The sequence below is a fragment of the Streptomyces sp. CGMCC 4.7035 genome (assembly GCF_031583065.1).
GTDB lineage: Bacteria > Actinomycetota > Actinomycetes > Streptomycetales > Streptomycetaceae > Streptomyces > Streptomyces yaanensis.
Genome location: NZ_CP134053.1, coordinates 2,078,900 through 2,097,208, shown reverse-complemented (window position 1 = coordinate 2,097,208; position 18,309 = coordinate 2,078,900). Strand labels below are relative to the sequence as shown.

Genomic DNA, 18,309 nt, shown 5'->3' with positions numbered 1-18,309 from the left:
CTATGAAACAGACAACCCGACCGCTGCTGTGACTACAGCGGGGTTGTTCGTGGTTTCAGAACCAACACAGTGGACGCGAGCAACTGAGGACAAGCCCTCGGCCTATTAGTACCAGTCACCTCCACACGTTGCCGTGCTTCCAGATCTGGCCTATCAACCCAGTCGTCTACTGGGAGCCTTACCCCATCAAGTGGGTGGGAGTCCTCATCTCGAAGCAGGCTTCCCGCTTAGATGCTTTCAGCGGTTATCCCTCCCGAACGTAGCCAACCAGCCATGCCCTTGGCAGAACAACTGGCACACCAGAGGTTCGTCCGTCCCGGTCCTCTCGTACTAGGGACAGCCCTTCTCAAGACTCCTACGCGCACAGCGGATAGGGACCGAACTGTCTCACGACGTTCTAAACCCAGCTCGCGTACCGCTTTAATGGGCGAACAGCCCAACCCTTGGGACCGACTCCAGCCCCAGGATGCGACGAGCCGACATCGAGGTGCCAAACCATCCCGTCGATATGGACTCTTGGGGAAGATCAGCCTGTTATCCCCGGGGTACCTTTTATCCGTTGAGCGACGGCGCTTCCACAAGCCACCGCCGGATCACTAGTCCCGACTTTCGTCCCTGCTCGACCCGTCGGTCTCACAGTCAAGCTCCCTTGTGCACTTACACTCAACACCTGATTGCCAACCAGGCTGAGGGAACCTTTGGGCGCCTCCGTTACTCTTTAGGAGGCAACCGCCCCAGTTAAACTACCCATCAGACACTGTCCCTGATCCGGATCACGGACCCAGGTTAGACATCCAGCACGACCAGACTGGTATTTCAACGACGACTCCACAACCACTGGCGTGGCCGCTTCAAAGTCTCCCAGCTATCCTACACAAGCCGAACCGAACACCAATATCAAACTGTAGTAAAGGTCCCGGGGTCTTTCCGTCCTGCTGCGCGAAACGAGCATCTTTACTCGTAGTGCAATTTCACCGGGCCTATGGTTGAGACAGTCGAGAAGTCGTTACGCCATTCGTGCAGGTCGGAACTTACCCGACAAGGAATTTCGCTACCTTAGGATGGTTATAGTTACCACCGCCGTTTACTGGCGCTTAAGTTCTCAGCTTCGCCCCACCGAAATGGAGCTAACCGGTCCCCTTAACGTTCCAGCACCGGGCAGGCGTCAGTCCGTATACATCGCCTTACGGCTTCGCACGGACCTGTGTTTTTAGTAAACAGTCGCTTCTCGCTGGTCTCTGCGGCCACCCCCAGCTCAGGAAGCAAGTTCCCTCACCAGGTGTGGCCCCCCTTCTCCCGAAGTTACGGGGGCATTTTGCCGAGTTCCTTAACCATAGTTCACCCGAACGCCTCGGTATTCTCTACCTGACCACCTGAGTCGGTTTAGGGTACGGGCCGCCATGAAACTCGCTAGAGGCTTTTCTCGACAGCATAGGATCATCCACTTCACCACAATCGGCTCGGCATCAGGTCTCAGCCTCATGTGCGACGGATTTGCCTATCGCACGGCCTACACCCTTACCCCGGGACAACCACCGCCCGGGATGGACTACCTTCCTGCGTCACCCCATCACTCACCTACTAACCGCTTGGTTCAGCGGCTCCACCACTTTCCTTTCCCCGAAGGGTCCGGAACGGCTTCACGGCCTTAGCATCACGATGCTCGATGTTTGACGCTTCACAGCGGGTACCGGAATATCAACCGGTTATCCATCGACTACGCCTGTCGGCCTCGCCTTAGGTCCCGACTTACCCTGGGCAGATCAGCTTGACCCAGGAACCCTTAGTCAATCGGCGCACACGTTTCTCACGTGTGAATCGCTACTCATGCCTGCATTCTCACTCGTCAACCGTCCACAACTACCTTCCGGTGCTGCTTCACCCGGCAGACGACGCTCCCCTACCCATCACAGCAGGCGTTGGCCCTATATGCTGCAATGACACGACTTCGGCGGTACGCTTGAGCCCCGCTACATTGTCGGCGCGGAATCACTAGACCAGTGAGCTATTACGCACTCTTTCAAGGGTGGCTGCTTCTAAGCCAACCTCCTGGTTGTCTGTGCGACTCCACATCCTTTCCCACTTAGCGTACGCTTAGGGGCCTTAGTCGATGCTCTGGGCTGTTTCCCTCTCGACCATGGAGCTTATCCCCCACAGTCTCACTGCCGCGCTCTCACTTACCGGCATTCGGAGTTTGGCTAAGGTCAGTAACCCGGTAGGGCCCATCGCCTATCCAGTGCTCTACCTCCGGCAAGAAACACACGACGCTGCACCTAAATGCATTTCGGGGAGAACCAGCTATCACGGAGTTTGATTGGCCTTTCACCCCTAACCACAGGTCATCCCCCAGGTTTTCAACCCTGGTGGGTTCGGTCCTCCACGAAGTCTTACCTCCGCTTCAACCTGCCCATGGCTAGATCACTCCGCTTCGGGTCTTGAGCGTGCTACTCCAACGCCCTATTCGGACTCGCTTTCGCTACGGCTTCCCCACACGGGTTAACCTCGCAACACACCGCAAACTCGCAGGCTCATTCTTCAAAAGGCACGCAGTCACGAGACACCAGCAAGCTGATGTCCGACGCTCCCACGGCTTGTAGGCACACGGTTTCAGGTACTATTTCACTCCGCTCCCGCGGTACTTTTCACCATTCCCTCACGGTACTATCCGCTATCGGTCACCAGGGAATATTTAGGCTTAGCGGGTGGTCCCGCCAGATTCACACGGGATTTCTCGGGCCCCGTGCTACTTGGGTGTCTCTCAAACGAGCCGCTGACGTTTCGACTACGGGGGTCTTACCCTCTACGCCGGACCTTTCGCATGTCCTTCGCCTACATCAACGGTTTCTGACTCGTCCTGTTGCCGGCAGACAACAGAAGAGAGATCCCACAACCCCGCATGCGCAACCCCTGCCGGGTCTCACACGCATACGGTTTGGCCTCATCCGGTTTCGCTCGCCACTACTCCCGGAATCACGGTTGTTTTCTCTTCCTGAGGGTACTGAGATGTTTCACTTCCCCTCGTTCCCTCCACACTGCCTATGTGTTCAGCAGTGGGTGACAGCCCATGACGACTGCCGGGTTTCCCCATTCGGAAACCCCCGGATCAAAGCCTGGTTGACGACTCCCCGGGGACTATCGCGGCCTCCCACGTCCTTCATCGGTTCCTGGTGCCAAGGCATCCACCGTGCGCCCTTAAAAACTTGGCCACAGATGCTCGCGTCCACTGTGCAGTTCTCAAACAACGACCAACCACCCGTCACACACCAAAACCTTGGTGCTTCACCGGGGCCGGCATCGAAGACAGACCTTGCGGCCGTGCCCTCAGACACCCAACAGCGTGCCCGGCCAGCTCCCGTCCGGAGATCATGCGTTCCACGCTCTTACGAGCAGTACTAGCAGCCTCCGACCCGAGGTCCTGGCCGAATAATCAACGTTCCACCCATGAGCAACCAGCATCGGACGTTCGCCGATGTACTGGCCTCTGACCGTGTCCCGAAGAACCCGGTAAGAAGTGCTCCTTAGAAAGGAGGTGATCCAGCCGCACCTTCCGGTACGGCTACCTTGTTACGACTTCGTCCCAATCGCCAGTCCCACCTTCGACAGCTCCCTCCCACAAGGGGTTGGGCCACCGGCTTCGGGTGTTACCGACTTTCGTGACGTGACGGGCGGTGTGTACAAGGCCCGGGAACGTATTCACCGCAGCAATGCTGATCTGCGATTACTAGCGACTCCGACTTCATGGGGTCGAGTTGCAGACCCCAATCCGAACTGAGACCGGCTTTTTGAGATTCGCTCCACCTCACGGTATCGCAGCTCTTTGTACCGGCCATTGTAGCACGTGTGCAGCCCAAGACATAAGGGGCATGATGACTTGACGTCGTCCCCACCTTCCTCCGAGTTGACCCCGGCGGTCTCCTGTGAGTCCCCATCACCCCGAAGGGCATGCTGGCAACACAGAACAAGGGTTGCGCTCGTTGCGGGACTTAACCCAACATCTCACGACACGAGCTGACGACAGCCATGCACCACCTGTACACCGACCACAAGGGGGGCACTATCTCTAATGCTTTCCGGTGTATGTCAAGCCTTGGTAAGGTTCTTCGCGTTGCGTCGAATTAAGCCACATGCTCCGCCGCTTGTGCGGGCCCCCGTCAATTCCTTTGAGTTTTAGCCTTGCGGCCGTACTCCCCAGGCGGGGAACTTAATGCGTTAGCTGCGGCACCGACGACGTGGAATGTCGCCAACACCTAGTTCCCACCGTTTACGGCGTGGACTACCAGGGTATCTAATCCTGTTCGCTCCCCACGCTTTCGCTCCTCAGCGTCAGTAATGGCCCAGAGATCCGCCTTCGCCACCGGTGTTCCTCCTGATATCTGCGCATTTCACCGCTACACCAGGAATTCCGATCTCCCCTACCACACTCTAGCTAGCCCGTATCGACTGCAGACCCGAGGTTAAGCCTCGGGCTTTCACAATCGACGTGACAAGCCGCCTACGAGCTCTTTACGCCCAATAATTCCGGACAACGCTTGCGCCCTACGTATTACCGCGGCTGCTGGCACGTAGTTAGCCGGCGCTTCTTCTGCAGGTACCGTCACTTTCGCTTCTTCCCTGCTGAAAGAGGTTTACAACCCGAAGGCCGTCATCCCTCACGCGGCGTCGCTGCATCAGGCTTGCGCCCATTGTGCAATATTCCCCACTGCTGCCTCCCGTAGGAGTCTGGGCCGTGTCTCAGTCCCAGTGTGGCCGGTCGCCCTCTCAGGCCGGCTACCCGTCGTCGCCTTGGTGAGCCATTACCTCACCAACAAGCTGATAGGCCGCGGGCTCATCCTGCACCGCCGGAGCTTTCCAAGTTCGAAGATGCCTCCGAACCTCGTATCCGGTATTAGACCCCGTTTCCAGGGCTTGTCCCAGAGTGCAGGGCAGATTGCCCACGTGTTACTCACCCGTTCGCCACTAATCCCCACCGAAGTGGTTCATCGTTCGACTTGCATGTGTTAAGCACGCCGCCAGCGTTCGTCCTGAGCCAGGATCAAACTCTCCGTGAATGTTTACCGGTAATCCGGTTCAACACCACGAGAGCGGTGCGAGAGGAGGAATAGTCCCCTCGCACACAGCGTCCTCGCTGTGTTTTTTCAAAGGAACCTCGACCATCGGATTGTTCCGACGGACGGGGTATCAACATATCTGGCGTTGATTTTTGGCACGCTGTTGAGTTCTCAAGGAACGGACGCTTCCTTTGTACTCACCCTATCGGGCTTTCCTCCGGGCGCTTCCCTTCGGTCTTGCGTTTCCGACTCTATCAGATCTTTTCTCGATCCGATTTCCTCGGCGCTTTCCAGGTTTCCGCTCTCGCGTTTCCCTTTCCGGCGTTTCCGACTTTATCAGAGATTCTGAGTCGGAATTTCCGCCCCGCTGGGGCTGGTCCCTGGCGCACAGTTGCACCGGGTTCCCCCGCTGGCGGAGCCGTAAACGTACTGGAGCGAGGCGCCTCGATGCAAATCGAGGCGCCTCGCTCCGGGTTCACCCGCGCGAGGCCTTGACGGACCGTCAGACCTCGACGACCACGGGCAGGATCATCGGCCTGCGCCGATACGTGTCCGAGACCCACTTGCCCAGGGTCCGCCGGATCAGCTGTTGCAGCTGGTGGGGCTCGACAACCCCGTCCTGTGCCGACCGCTCCAGCACCTCCGTGATCTTCGGGATCACTTCGCTGAAGGCCGAGTCCTCGATACCCGAGCCACGGGCATGGACATGCGGGCCACCCGTGATCTTGCCCGTCGACGAGTCCACCACGACGAAGACCGAGATGATGCCCTCGTCGCCGAGGATCTTGCGGTCCTTGAGCGCGAGCTCGCCGACGTCGCCGACCGAGAGGCCGTCGACGTACACATAGCCGGCCTGGACCTTGCCGGAGATCTTCGCCTTGCCCTCGATGAGGTCGACGGCGATGCCGTCCTCGGCGATGACGATCCGGTCGTGCGGGATGCCTGTCAGCGCGCCGAGCTCCGCGTTCGCCCGCAGGTGGCGCCATTCACCGTGGACCGGCATCAGGTTCTTCGGCCGGCAGATGTTGTAGAAGTACAGCAGCTCACCCGCGGACGCGTGGCCCGAGACGTGCACCTTCGCGTTGCCCTTGTGCACGACGTTCGCGCCCCAGCGGGTCAGGCCGTTGATCACGCGGTACACCGCGTTCTCGTTGCCGGGGATCAGCGACGACGCCAGGATCACCGTGTCGCCCGAGACGATGCGGATCTGGTGGTCACGGTTCGCCATGCGCGACAGCGCGGCCATCGGCTCGCCCTGGGAGCCCGTGCAGACGAGGACCACCTGTTCGTCCGGCAGGTCGTCCAGCGTCTTCACGTCCACGACCAGGCCCGGCGGGACCTTCAGGTAGCCCAGGTCCCGTGCGATGCCCATGTTCCGGACCATCGAGCGGCCTACGAAGGCGACCCGGCGGCCGTATTCGTGCGCCGCGTCCAGAATCTGCTGGATGCGGTGGACGTGGCTGGCGAAGCTCGCCACGATGATCCGCTTGCGGGCACCCGCGAAGACCTGGCGCAGAACATTGGAGATGTCCCGCTCGTGCGGGGTGAACCCGGGGACCTCGGCGTTGGTGGAGTCGGTGAGGAGGAGGTCGATGCCTTCCTCGCTCAGCCGTGCGAACGCATGGAGATCCGTCAGACGGTTGTCCAGTGGCAGCTGGTCCATCTTGAAGTCGCCCGTGTGGACCGCCATACCGGCCGGGGTGCGGATGGCCACGGCCAGGGCGTCGGGGATGGAGTGGTTGACCGCGATGAACTCGCAGTCGAAGGGGCCGATGCGCTCGCGCCCGCCTTCCGCGACCTCGAGCGTGTACGGGCGGATGCGGTGTTCCTGGAGCTTCGCCTCGATCAGGGCGAGGGTCAGCTTGGAGCCGATCAGCGGGATGTCGGGCTTCTCCCGCAGCAGGAACGGAACGCCGCCGATGTGGTCCTCGTGCCCGTGCGTGAGCACGATGCCCTCGACGTCGTCGAGGCGGTCGCGGATCGACGAGAAGTCCGGCAGGATCAGGTCGATTCCGGGCTGCTCCTCCTCCGGGAAGAGCACTCCGCAGTCGACGATCAGCAGGCGGCCGCCGTACTCGAAGACGGTCATGTTCCGGCCGATTTCCCCGAGGCCGCCGAGCGGGGTGACCCTCAGGCCGCCCTGGGGGAGCTTCGGCGGCGGGCCGAGTTCAGGATGCGGATGACTCAAAAGACTCTCCTCACCATGCGCGCCACGTACCTGTCGGGCACGTGGCGCGCATGACGTTCGTGCAAAAGCAGTTGTTGGTGTGGGGTGCAGGCACCTGTGTCCTGCCTATTCAGTTGTGAAGTCCGTTGTCAGAGCTGTACCCCGCCGGCAGCAAGATCGATCTTGAGCTGGGCGATCTCCTCGGGCGAGCACTCGACCATGGGGGCGCGCAGCGGTCCGGCGGGCAGGCCCTGGAGGGCGAGCGCGGCCTTGGTGGTCATGACGCCCTGGGTGCGGAACATGCCGGTGAAGACCGGGAGCAGCTTCTGGTGGATCTCCAGCGCCTTCTGGACGTCGCCGCTCGCGTAGGCCTCGGCCATCGCGCGCAGTTCGGGCGTGACGACATGGCCGACGACCGAGACGAAGCCGACCGCGCCCACCGAGAGCAGGGGCAGGTTCAGCATGTCGTCGCCTGAGTACCAGGCGAGGCCGGACCGGGCGATGGCCCAGCCGGCGCGGCCGAGGTCGCCCTTGGCGTCCTTGTTGGCCACGATCCGCGGGTGCTCGGCGAGGCGCACGATGGTCTCGGTGTTGATCGGGACGCCGCTGCGGCCCGGGATGTCGTAGAGCATGACCGGCAGCTCGGTGGCGTCGGCGATGGCCGTGAAGTGCCGGTACAGGCCCTCCTGCGGGGGCTTGTTGTAGTACGGCGTCACGGTCAGCAGGCCGTGCGCGCCGGCCTTCTGTGCCGCGTGCGCCAGTTCGATGCTGTGGTGGGTGTCGTTCGTGCCGACGCCGGCGATGATGTGGGCGCGGTCGCCGACTGCCTCCAGGACGGCCCGTACGAGCTCCGATTTCTCCGCGTCGCTGGTGGTGGGGGACTCGCCGGTGGTGCCGTTGATGATCAGGCCGTCGTTGCCTGCGTCCACCAGGTGGGTGGCAAGCCGCTGCGCGCCGTCGAGGTCGAGTGCGCCGTCCGCCGTGAAGGGCGTGACCATGGCGGTGAGGATCCGCCCGAAGGGGATCTGCGGAGTGGAGGTCGGAGCCATGGGTAACACGCTACTCGCTGCTCCGGGCGCGGTCTGCCCTCGGGGTCCGGGAAAAGTCATGACAAATGCGGAGCCCGGCACTGCCTGCTCGGGGGTTCAAGCAGTGCCGGGTCCGTTTGATCAGGCTAGATGAACTTCTCGAAATGCCGCAATACGGACACTTCGCTCGGCTGATCCGTACATCTGTCCCTGACAGGGAAGCGGGTGTGCGCTACGGCGCCAGGCGCCCGTTGGCGTTGAAGGCGGCGTACGTGAGGGGCATGAGCTTGGCCCACTCCGCCTCCATCCTCTCGCCGACCATCTCGATCTCCCGCTGCGGGAAGGACGGCACCTTCGCCAGCTCGTGCTGGGTGCGCAGGCCGAGGAAGTGCATCAGGGAGCGGGCGTTGCAGGTCGCGTACATCGAGGAGAACAGGCCGACCGGGAGAACCGAGCGGGCGACCTCGCGGGCGACACCGGCGGCGAGCATCTCCTGGTACGCCTCGTACGCGTGTACGTACGCGTCCTCCATGGCGCGGCCGACCAGCTCCTGCTGCGCCTGGGTGCCCTCGACGAAGACGTACTTGCCCGGGCGGCCCTCCTGCACGAGCTTGCGGGACTCGTCGGGGACGTAGAAGACCGGCTGGAGCTCCCGGTACCGGCCCGACTCCTCGTTGTACGACCAGCCCACGCGATGCCGCATGAACTCGCGGAAGACGAAGATCGGGGCGCTGATGAAGAACGTCATCGAGTTGTGCTCGAAGGGGCTGCCGTGCCGGTCCCGCATCAGGTAGTTGATCAGGCCCTTGGAGCGCTCGGGGTCCTTCTTCAGCTCGTCCAGGGACTGCTCGCCGGCGGTGGAGACGCGGGCGGCCCACAGCACGTCGGAGTCGGCCGCGCTGTGCTTGACCAGCTCGACGGTGACGTCACTGCGGAAGCTGGGCTTGAGGTCGTCGGCGGGGGTGTCGGTCACGGCGTAGAAGGTCCTTCCCATCACATGCTCGGGCGGCGCCCACTCTACGGCCCGGCACTGACAACGGGGCGTTCGATGCCGGGCCACGACATTCGTCGGCGAACTTCGTCGAACTTCAGCGAAATCGGCGAAACAGGCACCTTTTGCTTCGCTCGTGCGTCTGTGTCAGTGACGGCGATTCGTTCGCGTCATCCGGTCTTCACCAAGTCCCGGATCGGATCCCCGGTCCCTGCGATCCCCAGAGGAGAAGCGCTCCCATGTCCCGTCGGCGCGAGCCCGTTCCGTTCGCCTTCCTCACCGAAGCCGACTCGTTCCGCAGCAATGTCGCTCCCCCGCCGCGCGAGCGCGCCTCCGCCGGCCAGATAGCCGGGCGCTGGTTGCTGGGGCTCACCATCGTCGCGGGACTCGTCGGCGCGCTGGTCGTAGGCACGCCGGCCCTGTCGACCCCGTCGCCCGCCGCGACACAGCACTCCGTGGCCTCCAACGGCCGCTGAGGCTTCCTCTCCGCCCGACTGGCGGAGAGGCATCCCCCTGGCCCCCGCGGGTGGTGAGCAAGGACACGGCTCGATAGCCTCACCGGGCACAACCCCCATGAACCGAGTGAGGATCAGTCGTGCCCCTGCCCTTCCTGACGGCCGACCGTGCTTACGAGCAGGCAGCGGACGACATCCCGCTGCCCTACGACGACCGCGACCGCTGGCGGCGCCCCTACCGCCCCGGCCCCTGGCGGGTGGGCGCCGGCGCCCTCCTGCTGCTGCTCGCCTCGTACGTTCTCGTCGCGGCGGTCATCATCGCCTTCACCGGCACGCTGTCAGCCGCCGGCGCGGTCCTGGGCATCGCGCTGGCCGTCATCGCCGGCGCCCTGCGGATGCTGCGCGTGGGTGTCTGGGTGAGCGCGCGCGGGCTGCGCCGGGTGGCGTTCCTCGGCACGCGCACGACGCCCTGGGAGCAGGTCGTCACGGTACGGACGGTCCAGCAGCCGGTGCGCTGGCTCGGGCTGCCGCGCACGGTGCAGGGTCAGGCCCTGACGCTCGTACGCAAGGACCGCGCGCCGGGGGACATGCCGTCGTTGCTGACCACGCACAGCGCCGACTTCCTGGCGCGTCCGCAGGCCTTCGACCGGGCGGCGGACTCGATCGAGGCGTGGGCCGCGGAGTACTGCCGGGACTGACGCGGTACGCGTCAGTCCCCTGCTGGGGCTGTGCCCCAGACCCCTATTCGGGGGCTCCGCCCCGGACCCCCGCTCCTCAAACGCCGGAGGGGTTGATTTATCAGCCCCTCCGGCGTTCGCCGACGAGGCCGTGACGTCGTGGCGGTCAGGCCTCGACCGTCCTGCCCTCGCGCAGGGCGATCGCCCGCTGCATCGCCTTGCGGGCGCGGGGCGTGTCACGGGCGTCGTGGTAGGCGATCGCCAGCCGGAACCAGCTGCGCCAGTCGTCCGGGGCGGCCTCCGTCTCCGCCTTGCGCCTGGCGAAGACCTCGTCGGCCGAATCGCGGTCGATCCGGCCGCTCGGCGTGCGCCGCAGCTCGTCGAGTGGCAGGCCGCCCTCGGCGTCCAGCTCGGCGGCGAGCCGGTTGGCCTTGCGGACGAACTGCGTGTTCTTCCAGAGGAACCAGACGCCGATGACCGGCAGAATCAGCACCGCGACACCGAAGGTGACGGTGACCGGGGTGGCGTCCTGGATCAGGAGCACGCCGCGGCTGCCGACCAGGACGAAGTAGACGACCAGGACGGCGGCCGTGACGGCGTAGGTGATCTTCGCGCGCATCGTGGCTACTTCAGGTCGAGGAAGTTCTCCAGGCCGAAGGTGAGGCCCGGAGTGGTCACGACGCGGCGGGCGCCGAGCAGGATGCCCGGCATGAAGCTGCTGTGGTGCAGCGAGTCGTGGCGGATGGTGAGCGTCTCGCCCTCCCCGCCGAGCAGCACCTCCTGGTGGGCGAGCAGACCGCGCAGGCGGACCGCGTGCACCGGGACGCCGTCGACGTTCGCGCCGCGGGCGCCGTCCAGGGCCGTCACCGTGGCGTCGGGCTGCGGGGCGCTGCCCGCCTTCTCACGGGCGGCGGCGATGAGCTGGGCGGTGCGCGTGGCGGTACCGCTGGGGGCGTCCACCTTGTTGGGGTGGTGCAGCTCGACGACCTCGACGGACTCGAAGTACGGGGCGGCGACCTCGGCGAACTTCATGGTCAGCACGGCACCGATGGAGAAGTTCGGGGCGATGAGGACGCCCGTCTCCGGGGACTGGTCCAGCCAGCCCTTCAGCTGCGCGAGGCGCTCGTCGGTCCAGCCGGTCGTGCCGACCACGGCGTGGATGCCGTGCCGGACGCAGAAGTCGAGGTTCCCCATCACCGAGGCCGGCGTGGTCAGCTCGACCACCACCTGGGCACCGGCGTCGACGAGGGTCTCCAGTCGGTCGCCGCTGCCGAGGGCGGCCACCAGCTCCATGTCCTCGGCGGCATCGACAGCCCGTACCGCCTCCGAACCGATCCGGCCCTTGGCACCGAGGACCGCCACGCGCAGCTTGCTCATCTCTGTTGCTTCCTTACCGGTGGGGTTCAGGCGACGGCTTCGTGCAGACGGGAAGCCTGCTTGTCCTTGAGCGGGCCGATGACCGACAGAGAGGGCCGCTGCCCTAGGATCTCCCGGGCCACGGACCGGACGTCGTCCGGGGTGACCGCCGCTATCCGGGCCAGCATGTCGTCCACGGACATCTGGTCGCCCCAGCACAGCTCACTCTTGCCGATTCGGTTCATCAGCGCACCCGTGTCCTCCAGGCCGAGGACCGTGGAGCCCCGCAGTTGGCCGATGGCGCGGCCGATCTCCTCGTCGGACAGACCGTGCTCGGCCACGTGATCCAGCTCGTCGCGGCAGATCTTGAGCACGTCGTGCACCTGGCTCGGACGGCAGCCCGCGTACACACCGAAGAGGCCGCAGTCGGCGAAGCCCGAGGTGTACGAGTACACGCTGTACGCGAGGCCCCGCTTCTCCCGGACCTCCTGGAACAGGCGGGACGACATGCCGCCGCCGAGCGCGGTGTTCAGCACGCCGAGGGCCCAGCGGCGGTCGTCGGTGCGGGCCAGGCCGGGCATGCCGAGGACGACGTGCGCCTGCTCGGTCTTGCGGCCCAGCAGCTCGACGCGTCCGGCGGTGCGGATGGCGCGGCTGCCGTCGCGCGGGGCGATGGGCGTGGCGTCCGTCCGCGTGAGGGCACCGGCCTTCTCGAAGGCGGCCCGCACCAGGCGTACGACCTTCTGGTGGTCGACGTTGCCGGCGCACGCGACCACGAGGTGCGTGGGGTCGTAGTGCTTCTTGTAGAAGCGGCGGATGCGGTCGGCGGTGAGGGCGTTGACGGTGTCGACCGTGCCGAGGACCGGGCGGCCGAGCGCGTTGTCGCCGAACATGGTGTGCGCGAACAGGTCGTGCACACAGTCGCCCGGGTCGTCCTCCGTCATCGCGATCTCTTCGAGGATCGCGCCGCGCTCGACGTTGACGTCCTCTTCGAGGATCAGCGAGCCGGTGAGCATGTCGCAGACGACGTCTATGGCGAGCGGCAGGTCGGTGTCGAGCACGCGCGCGTAGTAGCACGTGTACTCCTTCGCCGTGAACGCGTTCATCTCGCCGCCGACCGCGTCGATCGCGGCGGAGATGTCGAGTGCGCTCCTGCGCTGCGTGCCCTTGAAGAGCAGGTGCTCCAGGTAGTGCGTGGCGCCGTTCAGAGCCGGCGTCTCGTCGCGCGAGCCGACGTGCGCCCAGATGCCGAAGGTGGCGGAGCGCACGGAGGGCAGCGTCTCGGTGACGACCCGCAGACCGCCCGGGAGGGTGGTCTTACGGACGGTGCCGATGCCGTTCTCGCCCTGGATCAGGGTTTGGGTACGGGCAACGGCCCGCGCCTCCGAAGAGGTGCGGGCCGTCGCCTTGAAGCCACGGGACGTCACTGTGCGGCGTCGTCCTTCTGCGTCTCGTCGTCTTCTTCGCCCTCGATCACGGGGATGAGGGAGAGCTTGCCGCGGGAGTCGATCTCGGCGATCTCGACCTGGACCTTCTGGCCCACACCGACGACGTCCTCGACGTTCTCCACGCGCTTGCCGCCGGCGAGCTTGCGGATCTGCGAGATGTGCAGCAGACCGTCCTTGCCCGGGAGCAGCGACACGAACGCACCGAAGGTGGTCGTCTTGACGACCGTGCCCAGGTAGCGCTCGCCGACCTCCGGCATGGTCGGGTTGGCGATGCCGTTGATCGTGGCGCGGGCCGCCTCGGCGGACGGGCCGTCGGCGGCCCCGATGTAGATGGTGCCGTCGTCCTCGATCGTGATCTCGGCGCCGGTGTCCTCCTGGATCTGGTTGATCATCTTGCCCTTGGGGCCGATGACCTCACCGATCTTGTCGACCGGGATCTTGACGGTGATGATCCGCGGGGCGTGCGGGGACATCTCGTCGGGCCGGTCGATGGCCTCCATCATCACGTCGAGGATGTGAAGACGGGCGTCACGGGCCTGCTTGAGGGCCGCGGCCAGGACGGAGGCCGGGATGCCGTCCAGCTTGGTGTCGAGCTGGAGGGCGGTCACGAACTCCTTCGTACCGGCGACCTTGAAGTCCATGTCACCGAAGGCGTCCTCCGCACCGAGGATGTCGGTGAGGGTGACGTAGTGCGTCTCGCCGTCGATCTCCTGGGAGATCAGACCCATGGCGATACCGGCGACCGGGGCCTTCAGCGGCACACCGGCGTTCAGCAGCGACATGGTGGAGGCGCAGACCGAGCCCATGGACGTCGAGCCGTTCGAGCTGAGCGCCTCGGACACCTGACGGATCGCGTAGGGGAACTCCTCGCGGGTCGGCAGGACCGGGACCAGGGCGCGCTCGGCGAGGGCGCCGTGGCCGATCTCGCGGCGCTTCGGGGAGCCGACGCGGCCGGTCTCACCGGTGGAGTACGGCGGGAAGTTGTAGTTGTGCATGTAGCGCTTGCGGGTCACCGGGGAGAGGGTGTCCAGCTGCTGCTCCATGCGGAGCATGTTGAGGGTGGTGACGCCCAGGATCTGGGTCTCGCCACGCTCGAACACGGCGGAACCGTGCACCCGCGGGATGGCCTCGACCTCGGCGGCCAGGGTGCGGATGTCGGTGACACCGCGGCCGTCGATGCGCTTCTTCTCCTTGATCACGCGCTCGCGGACCAGCTGCTTGGTGAGCGAGCGGTACGCGGCGGAGATCTCCTTCTCGCGGCCCTCGAACTCCGGCAGGAGCTTCTCGGCGGCCAGGCCCTTGACGCGGTCCAGCTCGGACTCGCGCTCCTGCTTGCCGGCGATGGTGAGCGCCTGGGCCAGCTCGGGGCGGACGGCGGCCGTCAGGGCCTCCAGGACGTCGTCCTGGTAGTCCAGGAAGATCGGGAACTCGCCGGTCGGCTTGGCAGCCTTCGAGGCGAGGTCCGCCTGGGCCTTGCACAGGACCTTGATGAAGGGCTTCGCGGCCTCCAGACCGGCGGCGACGACCTCCTCGGTCGGCGCCTCGGCGCCACCCTCGACCAGCTTGATCGTCTTGTCGGTGGCCTCGGCCTCGACCATCATGATCGCGACGTCGCCGTCCTCCAGGACGCGGCCGGCGACCACCATGTCGAAGACGGCGTCCTCGAGCTCGGTGTGCGTCGGGAACGCGACCCACTGGCCGTTGATCAGCGCGACGCGAACGCCGCCGATCGGGCCGGAGAAGGGCAGGCCGGCCAGCTGCGTGGACGCGGAGGCGGCGTTGATCGCCACGACGTCGTACAGGTGGTCGGGGTTGAGCGCCATGATCGTCGCGACGACCTGGATCTCGTTGCGCAGGCCCTTCTTGAAGGACGGGCGCAGCGGACGGTCGATGAGGCGGCAGGTGAGGATGGCGTCCTCGGAGGGACGGCCCTCACGGCGGAAGAAGGAACCGGGGATCTTCCCGGCCGCGTACATCCGCTCCTCGACGTCGACCGTCAGCGGGAAGAAGTCGAGCTGGTCCTTGGGGTTCTTGGACGCGGTGGTGGCCGACAGGACCATCGTGTCGTCGTCCAGGTACGCGACGGCGGAGCCGGCGGCCTGCTTGGCCAGGCGGCCCGTCTCGAAGCGGATCGTACGGGTGCCGAAGGAGCCGTTGTCGATGACGGCCTCGGCGTAGTGGGTCTCGTTCTCCACTAGCGTTTTCTCCTCGTCTTCGTCCCTTGTTGCCCGTGTGGCAGGGGGACGGTGGCGGAGAAGCGCTCCATCTGGTGCGGGCCGGTCTTCGATCGAAGCTCCCGGGGCTCACTTCCCCGGGGGCCACTACCGAGGACCGGCGGCGGCGAGGTGCGCTCCTCCTCGTTCGGTGTGTGCGGCGCACCCGGTGTGTCCGGACGCTCCTCACACTGTGTCGTACATAGTGCGTTCTGCTACCACACTACAAAGCGGCAGTGACAGTCCGCACGTACAGCAAAGGGAGCGGCCCCCTTCGTACGGGAACCGCTCCCTTCACGGCGTCTTACTTGGCGCCCGCCGCACCGCGGCGGATGCCGAGGCGGTCGACCAGCGTACGGAAGCGCTGGATGTCCTTCTTGGCCAGGTACTGCAGCAGGCGGCGACGCTGACCGACCAGGATCAGCAGACCACGGCGGGAGTGGTGGTCGTGCTTGTGGATCTTGAGGTGCTCGGTCAGGTCGGAGATGCGGCGCGAGAGCATGGCGACCTGGACCTCGGGGGAGCCGGTGTCGCCCTCCTTCTGGCCGAACTCGGCGATGATCTGCTTCTTCGTAGCGGCGTCGAGCGACACGCGTACTCCTCATGATGTTCTGGATGCCGCCGAGTGCCCCTGGTCTTCATCTCAGGGGAGCTTCCGTGACTCGGGAGGCGGGATCCGTTTGGCGCGGCTTCCAGGGGAACCGGAAGCGCGTACACAAACGGCCGTCACACAGCGTACCAGGCCGGAAGTGGGCGGATTTCCGCCGGGGCCGACGGGTGGCTCCGCCGGGCCGGGCCGCCACCGGGCCGGTTTCGGGGGCCAGCCCCCGGACCCCCGCTCCTCAAACGCCGGAGGGGCTGAATTTTGCCGTACCGACTGGATTTGCTGGACGGGCTGTTTATCAGCCCGTCCGTCCAGGGTGGGAGGACGAGGCGGTCAGGCCGACAGCGGGGCCCGGGGCCGGCGCCCCGCCCCGACGGCCGTGGACGGCGACCGCCGGGCGCCGCGTGGCCCCGACGGCCGTGGACGGCGACCGCCGGGCGCCGCGTGGCCCTGCGGCCGACGGACGGCAACCGCCGGGCGCCATGTGGCCCTGCGGCCGACAGACGGCAACCGCCGGCCATGTGGCCCTGCGGCCGACGGACGGCAAGGCGGCCCGGCCCGGCGGCGGCCCGCCACCCATCGGCCCCGGCGGACGGCGACCGGCGTCGCGCGACCCGGCAGCCGGTCGGCCGGGATCCCCCCTCAGACTCCGCCGCGGACCTTGCCGTAGACGTCGAGGACGGCCAGGCAGACCGGGATCAGGGAGAGCAGCACCAGGGAGTCCGCGAGGTCCAGCATGCGGCCCCAGAAGGGGGAGAGTCCCTTCTGCGGCACGATCAGGGCGATCGCGATCAGAAGCAGCACGCCGGCCGCGACCGAGGCGCCGAGCCACAGGGTCCGGATGTCGACGGGACCGGAGTTGCCCTTGAGCAGTTCGATGACGACGTCGGCCGGGGGCGAGATCGCGAGGCCGAGCACCAGCAGACCGAGTGTGACGACACCGGCCACGAACAGGCAGGTGACCTGGGCGGTGTACCGGAACAGGCGCGCCCGCAGCATCGCGGCCAGGCCGGTGCACAGGGCCAGCAGCTGGGCCCAGCCGCTGTCGCTGAAGCCGAGCACCGCACCACCCGCGCCGACGATGACGGCCGCGCAGCCGCCGACCAGTCCGAGCAGCAGCTCATGGCCCCGGCTGGTCTGGGCGACGATGCGCTGGACGTCGACGGCCTCCAGGTCGCCCTCCACGCCCTCACGGCGGGCCCTGGCCAGGTCCTCCGGGTTGCGGAAACCGATCGGAAGCTTGGCGAAGCGGGCCGACCATCCGGGCAGGAAGCCGACGACCGCCAGCGCGACGACCGAGGTGCCGGCGGCGATCTCCCGCGGCTCCGCCTCGGTGAGCACACCGCAGAACACCGCGAGCGTGCCGATCGCGGCGGCCAGCGCGGCGGCCACGAACGGGGCGTCTCCCTGCGGCAGCAGCATGATCAGCACGACGGAGAAGAGCAGTACGACGACACAGCCGACGAGGAACTGGATCCGGCCGGGGCCTTCACCGGCGTCCTGGGGAATGACGCCGGAGCCCGCGATGAGCGCGTGCGGCAGCGCCGAGACACCGAGCGCGACGGCGGAGGCGCGGTCGTCGTAGACCCGGGCCCGTACGCCGGCGAGTGCCGTCAGGGTCAGTGCGACCACGCCGGCGAGGATGCCCTGGAGGCCGTGCATGTCGTGCCGTACCGGATCCGCGAACCAGAAGACGAAGCCGAGCATGACCAGCAGCAGCGCACCGGAGACGAGACCGGCCACCCGCATCAGGTTGTCGTTCCAGCTGCGGATGTCCTGCTTGACCGCGGCGGCGATCGCATCCACCACGTCGTCGTGAACAGCCGGCGGCAGCGAGTCGGCAAACGTTCGCAACAGCAGCACTTCGCCGTCCCTGACCCGGTGCTCGAGCAACGAGCGGCTCGCGTCGAGGACTTGGCCCTCGCGGCGTACGAGGTGGTAACCGGCGGGACTGGTGTCCGACTGAGCCAGGCCCGAGAGCCTGACGATCTCGGGAAAGAGGTCCTGGATCGGCAGGTCCTCCGGCAGCGCGACATCGACACGGCTGTCCGGCGCTGCGATGGTGATTCGGCAGAAACCAGTCGAAGTCCCCGTGCTCACCTGGTAGTTCCCCCTGATAGACAACGCTTCGGACAGCGCTTCGAACAACGCTTCGCCGCGCCGCTCGTACGACGCGGAGCGCCACCTTATCCGTTGCCGCACGCGACTCAGGGCCTGCCTCCCTCATTTCCCCCAGGACCCCCGCGGCTTCTCCATCCTCCTGACTCCCTTGCCCACCCCGCGCATCAGTAGGATCGACGCCTACGCGGACGACGCCTACGC

The 18,309-nt window shown here is 65.9% G+C and carries 11 protein-coding genes and 2 rRNA genes; 2 read left to right on the top strand and 11 right to left on the bottom strand.

Annotation, left to right across the window (positions count from 1 at the left end; genetic code table 11):
- Nucleotides 1–85: 85 nt before the first annotated feature.
- The 5 genes from Q2K21_RS08810 to thyX all read right to left on the bottom strand — a co-directional run bounded on the left by Q2K21_RS08810 (nucleotide 86) and on the right by thyX (nucleotide 9,216).
- Nucleotides 86–3,206, bottom strand: a 23S ribosomal RNA gene (locus tag Q2K21_RS08810).
- Nucleotides 3,207–3,522: 316 nt separating this feature from the next.
- Nucleotides 3,523–5,048: ribosomal RNA gene (locus tag Q2K21_RS08805) — 16S ribosomal RNA — on the bottom strand.
- The 16S and 23S rRNA genes sit together here, the layout of an rRNA operon.
- Nucleotides 5,049–5,550: 502 nt before the next feature.
- Nucleotides 5,551–7,236 carry a ribonuclease J gene (locus Q2K21_RS08800; RefSeq protein ID WP_310768407.1) on the bottom strand — a complete coding sequence of 562 codons (1,686 nt, stop codon included), beginning with the start codon at nucleotides 7,234–7,236 and terminating at the stop codon, nucleotides 5,551–5,553.
- A 128-nt stretch (nucleotides 7,237–7,364) separates the two neighbouring features.
- Nucleotides 7,365–8,264 (bottom strand): 4-hydroxy-tetrahydrodipicolinate synthase, encoded by a 900-nt coding sequence (gene dapA, locus Q2K21_RS08795; protein WP_310768405.1) that lies wholly within the window; start codon nucleotides 8,262–8,264, stop codon nucleotides 7,365–7,367.
- Nucleotides 8,265–8,475: 211 nt separating this feature from the next.
- Nucleotides 8,476–9,216: an FAD-dependent thymidylate synthase gene (gene thyX, locus Q2K21_RS08790; protein ID WP_310768403.1), complete on the bottom strand. Its 741-nt coding sequence runs from the start codon at nucleotides 9,214–9,216 to the stop codon at nucleotides 8,476–8,478.
- Nucleotides 9,217–9,473: 257 nt separating this feature from the next.
- On the opposite strand from thyX, the gene Q2K21_RS08785 reads away from it, so the two are divergent.
- The gene (locus Q2K21_RS08785; RefSeq protein WP_310768401.1) at nucleotides 9,474–9,710 is read left to right on the top strand and encodes a hypothetical protein; all 237 of its coding nucleotides are present in this window, start codon (nucleotides 9,474–9,476) and stop codon (nucleotides 9,708–9,710) included.
- Nucleotides 9,711–9,829: 119 nt separating this feature from the next.
- Nucleotides 9,830–10,387 (top strand): hypothetical protein, encoded by a 558-nt coding sequence (locus Q2K21_RS08780; RefSeq protein ID WP_310768399.1) that lies wholly within the window; start codon nucleotides 9,830–9,832, stop codon nucleotides 10,385–10,387.
- Between the two features lie 145 nt (nucleotides 10,388–10,532).
- Here Q2K21_RS08780 and Q2K21_RS08775 read toward each other — a convergent pair whose 3' ends face one another.
- The 6 genes from Q2K21_RS08775 to eccD all read right to left on the bottom strand — a co-directional run bounded on the left by Q2K21_RS08775 (nucleotide 10,533) and on the right by eccD (nucleotide 18,087).
- Nucleotides 10,533–10,985: a tetratricopeptide repeat protein gene (locus tag Q2K21_RS08775; protein WP_310768396.1), complete on the bottom strand. Its 453-nt coding sequence runs from the start codon at nucleotides 10,983–10,985 to the stop codon at nucleotides 10,533–10,535.
- Between the two features lie 5 nt (nucleotides 10,986–10,990).
- On the bottom strand, nucleotides 10,991–11,743 hold the full coding sequence (dapB, locus tag Q2K21_RS08770) for a 4-hydroxy-tetrahydrodipicolinate reductase (RefSeq protein WP_310768395.1): 753 nt from the start codon (nucleotides 11,741–11,743) through the stop codon (nucleotides 10,991–10,993).
- Nucleotides 11,744–11,769: 26 nt separating this feature from the next.
- The gene (locus tag Q2K21_RS08765) at nucleotides 11,770–13,149 is read right to left on the bottom strand and encodes a M16 family metallopeptidase (protein WP_310768394.1); all 1,380 of its coding nucleotides are present in this window, start codon (nucleotides 13,147–13,149) and stop codon (nucleotides 11,770–11,772) included.
- Nucleotides 13,146–15,365 (bottom strand): polyribonucleotide nucleotidyltransferase, encoded by a 2,220-nt coding sequence (locus tag Q2K21_RS08760; protein ID WP_310768391.1) that lies wholly within the window; start codon nucleotides 15,363–15,365, stop codon nucleotides 13,146–13,148. The genes Q2K21_RS08765 and Q2K21_RS08760 overlap by 4 nt, the downstream gene beginning before the upstream one ends.
- A 322-nt stretch (nucleotides 15,366–15,687) precedes the next feature.
- A complete protein-coding gene (rpsO, locus tag Q2K21_RS08755) occupies nucleotides 15,688–15,975 on the bottom strand; it encodes a 30S ribosomal protein S15 (protein WP_310768389.1) in 288 nt (95 codons plus the stop codon).
- A 654-nt stretch (nucleotides 15,976–16,629) separates the two neighbouring features.
- On the bottom strand, nucleotides 16,630–18,087 hold the full coding sequence (eccD, locus tag Q2K21_RS08750) for a type VII secretion integral membrane protein EccD (protein ID WP_310768387.1): 1,458 nt from the start codon (nucleotides 18,085–18,087) through the stop codon (nucleotides 16,630–16,632).
- Nucleotides 18,088–18,309 lie beyond the last annotated feature (222 nt).

What these genes read in the sequence shown, in the direction of transcription:
- dapA (WP_310768405.1), bottom strand. Translation starts at nt 8,264, where the DNA reads ATGGCTCCGACCTCCACTCCGCAGATCCCCTTCGGGCGGATCCTCACC.
- Q2K21_RS08785 (WP_310768401.1), top strand. Translation starts at nt 9,474, where the DNA reads ATGTCCCGTCGGCGCGAGCCCGTTCCGTTCGCCTTCCTCACCGAAGCC.
- Q2K21_RS08775 (WP_310768396.1), bottom strand. Translation starts at nt 10,985, where the DNA reads ATGCGCGCGAAGATCACCTACGCCGTCACGGCCGCCGTCCTGGTCGTC.
- dapB (WP_310768395.1), bottom strand. Translation starts at nt 11,743, where the DNA reads ATGAGCAAGCTGCGCGTGGCGGTCCTCGGTGCCAAGGGCCGGATCGGT.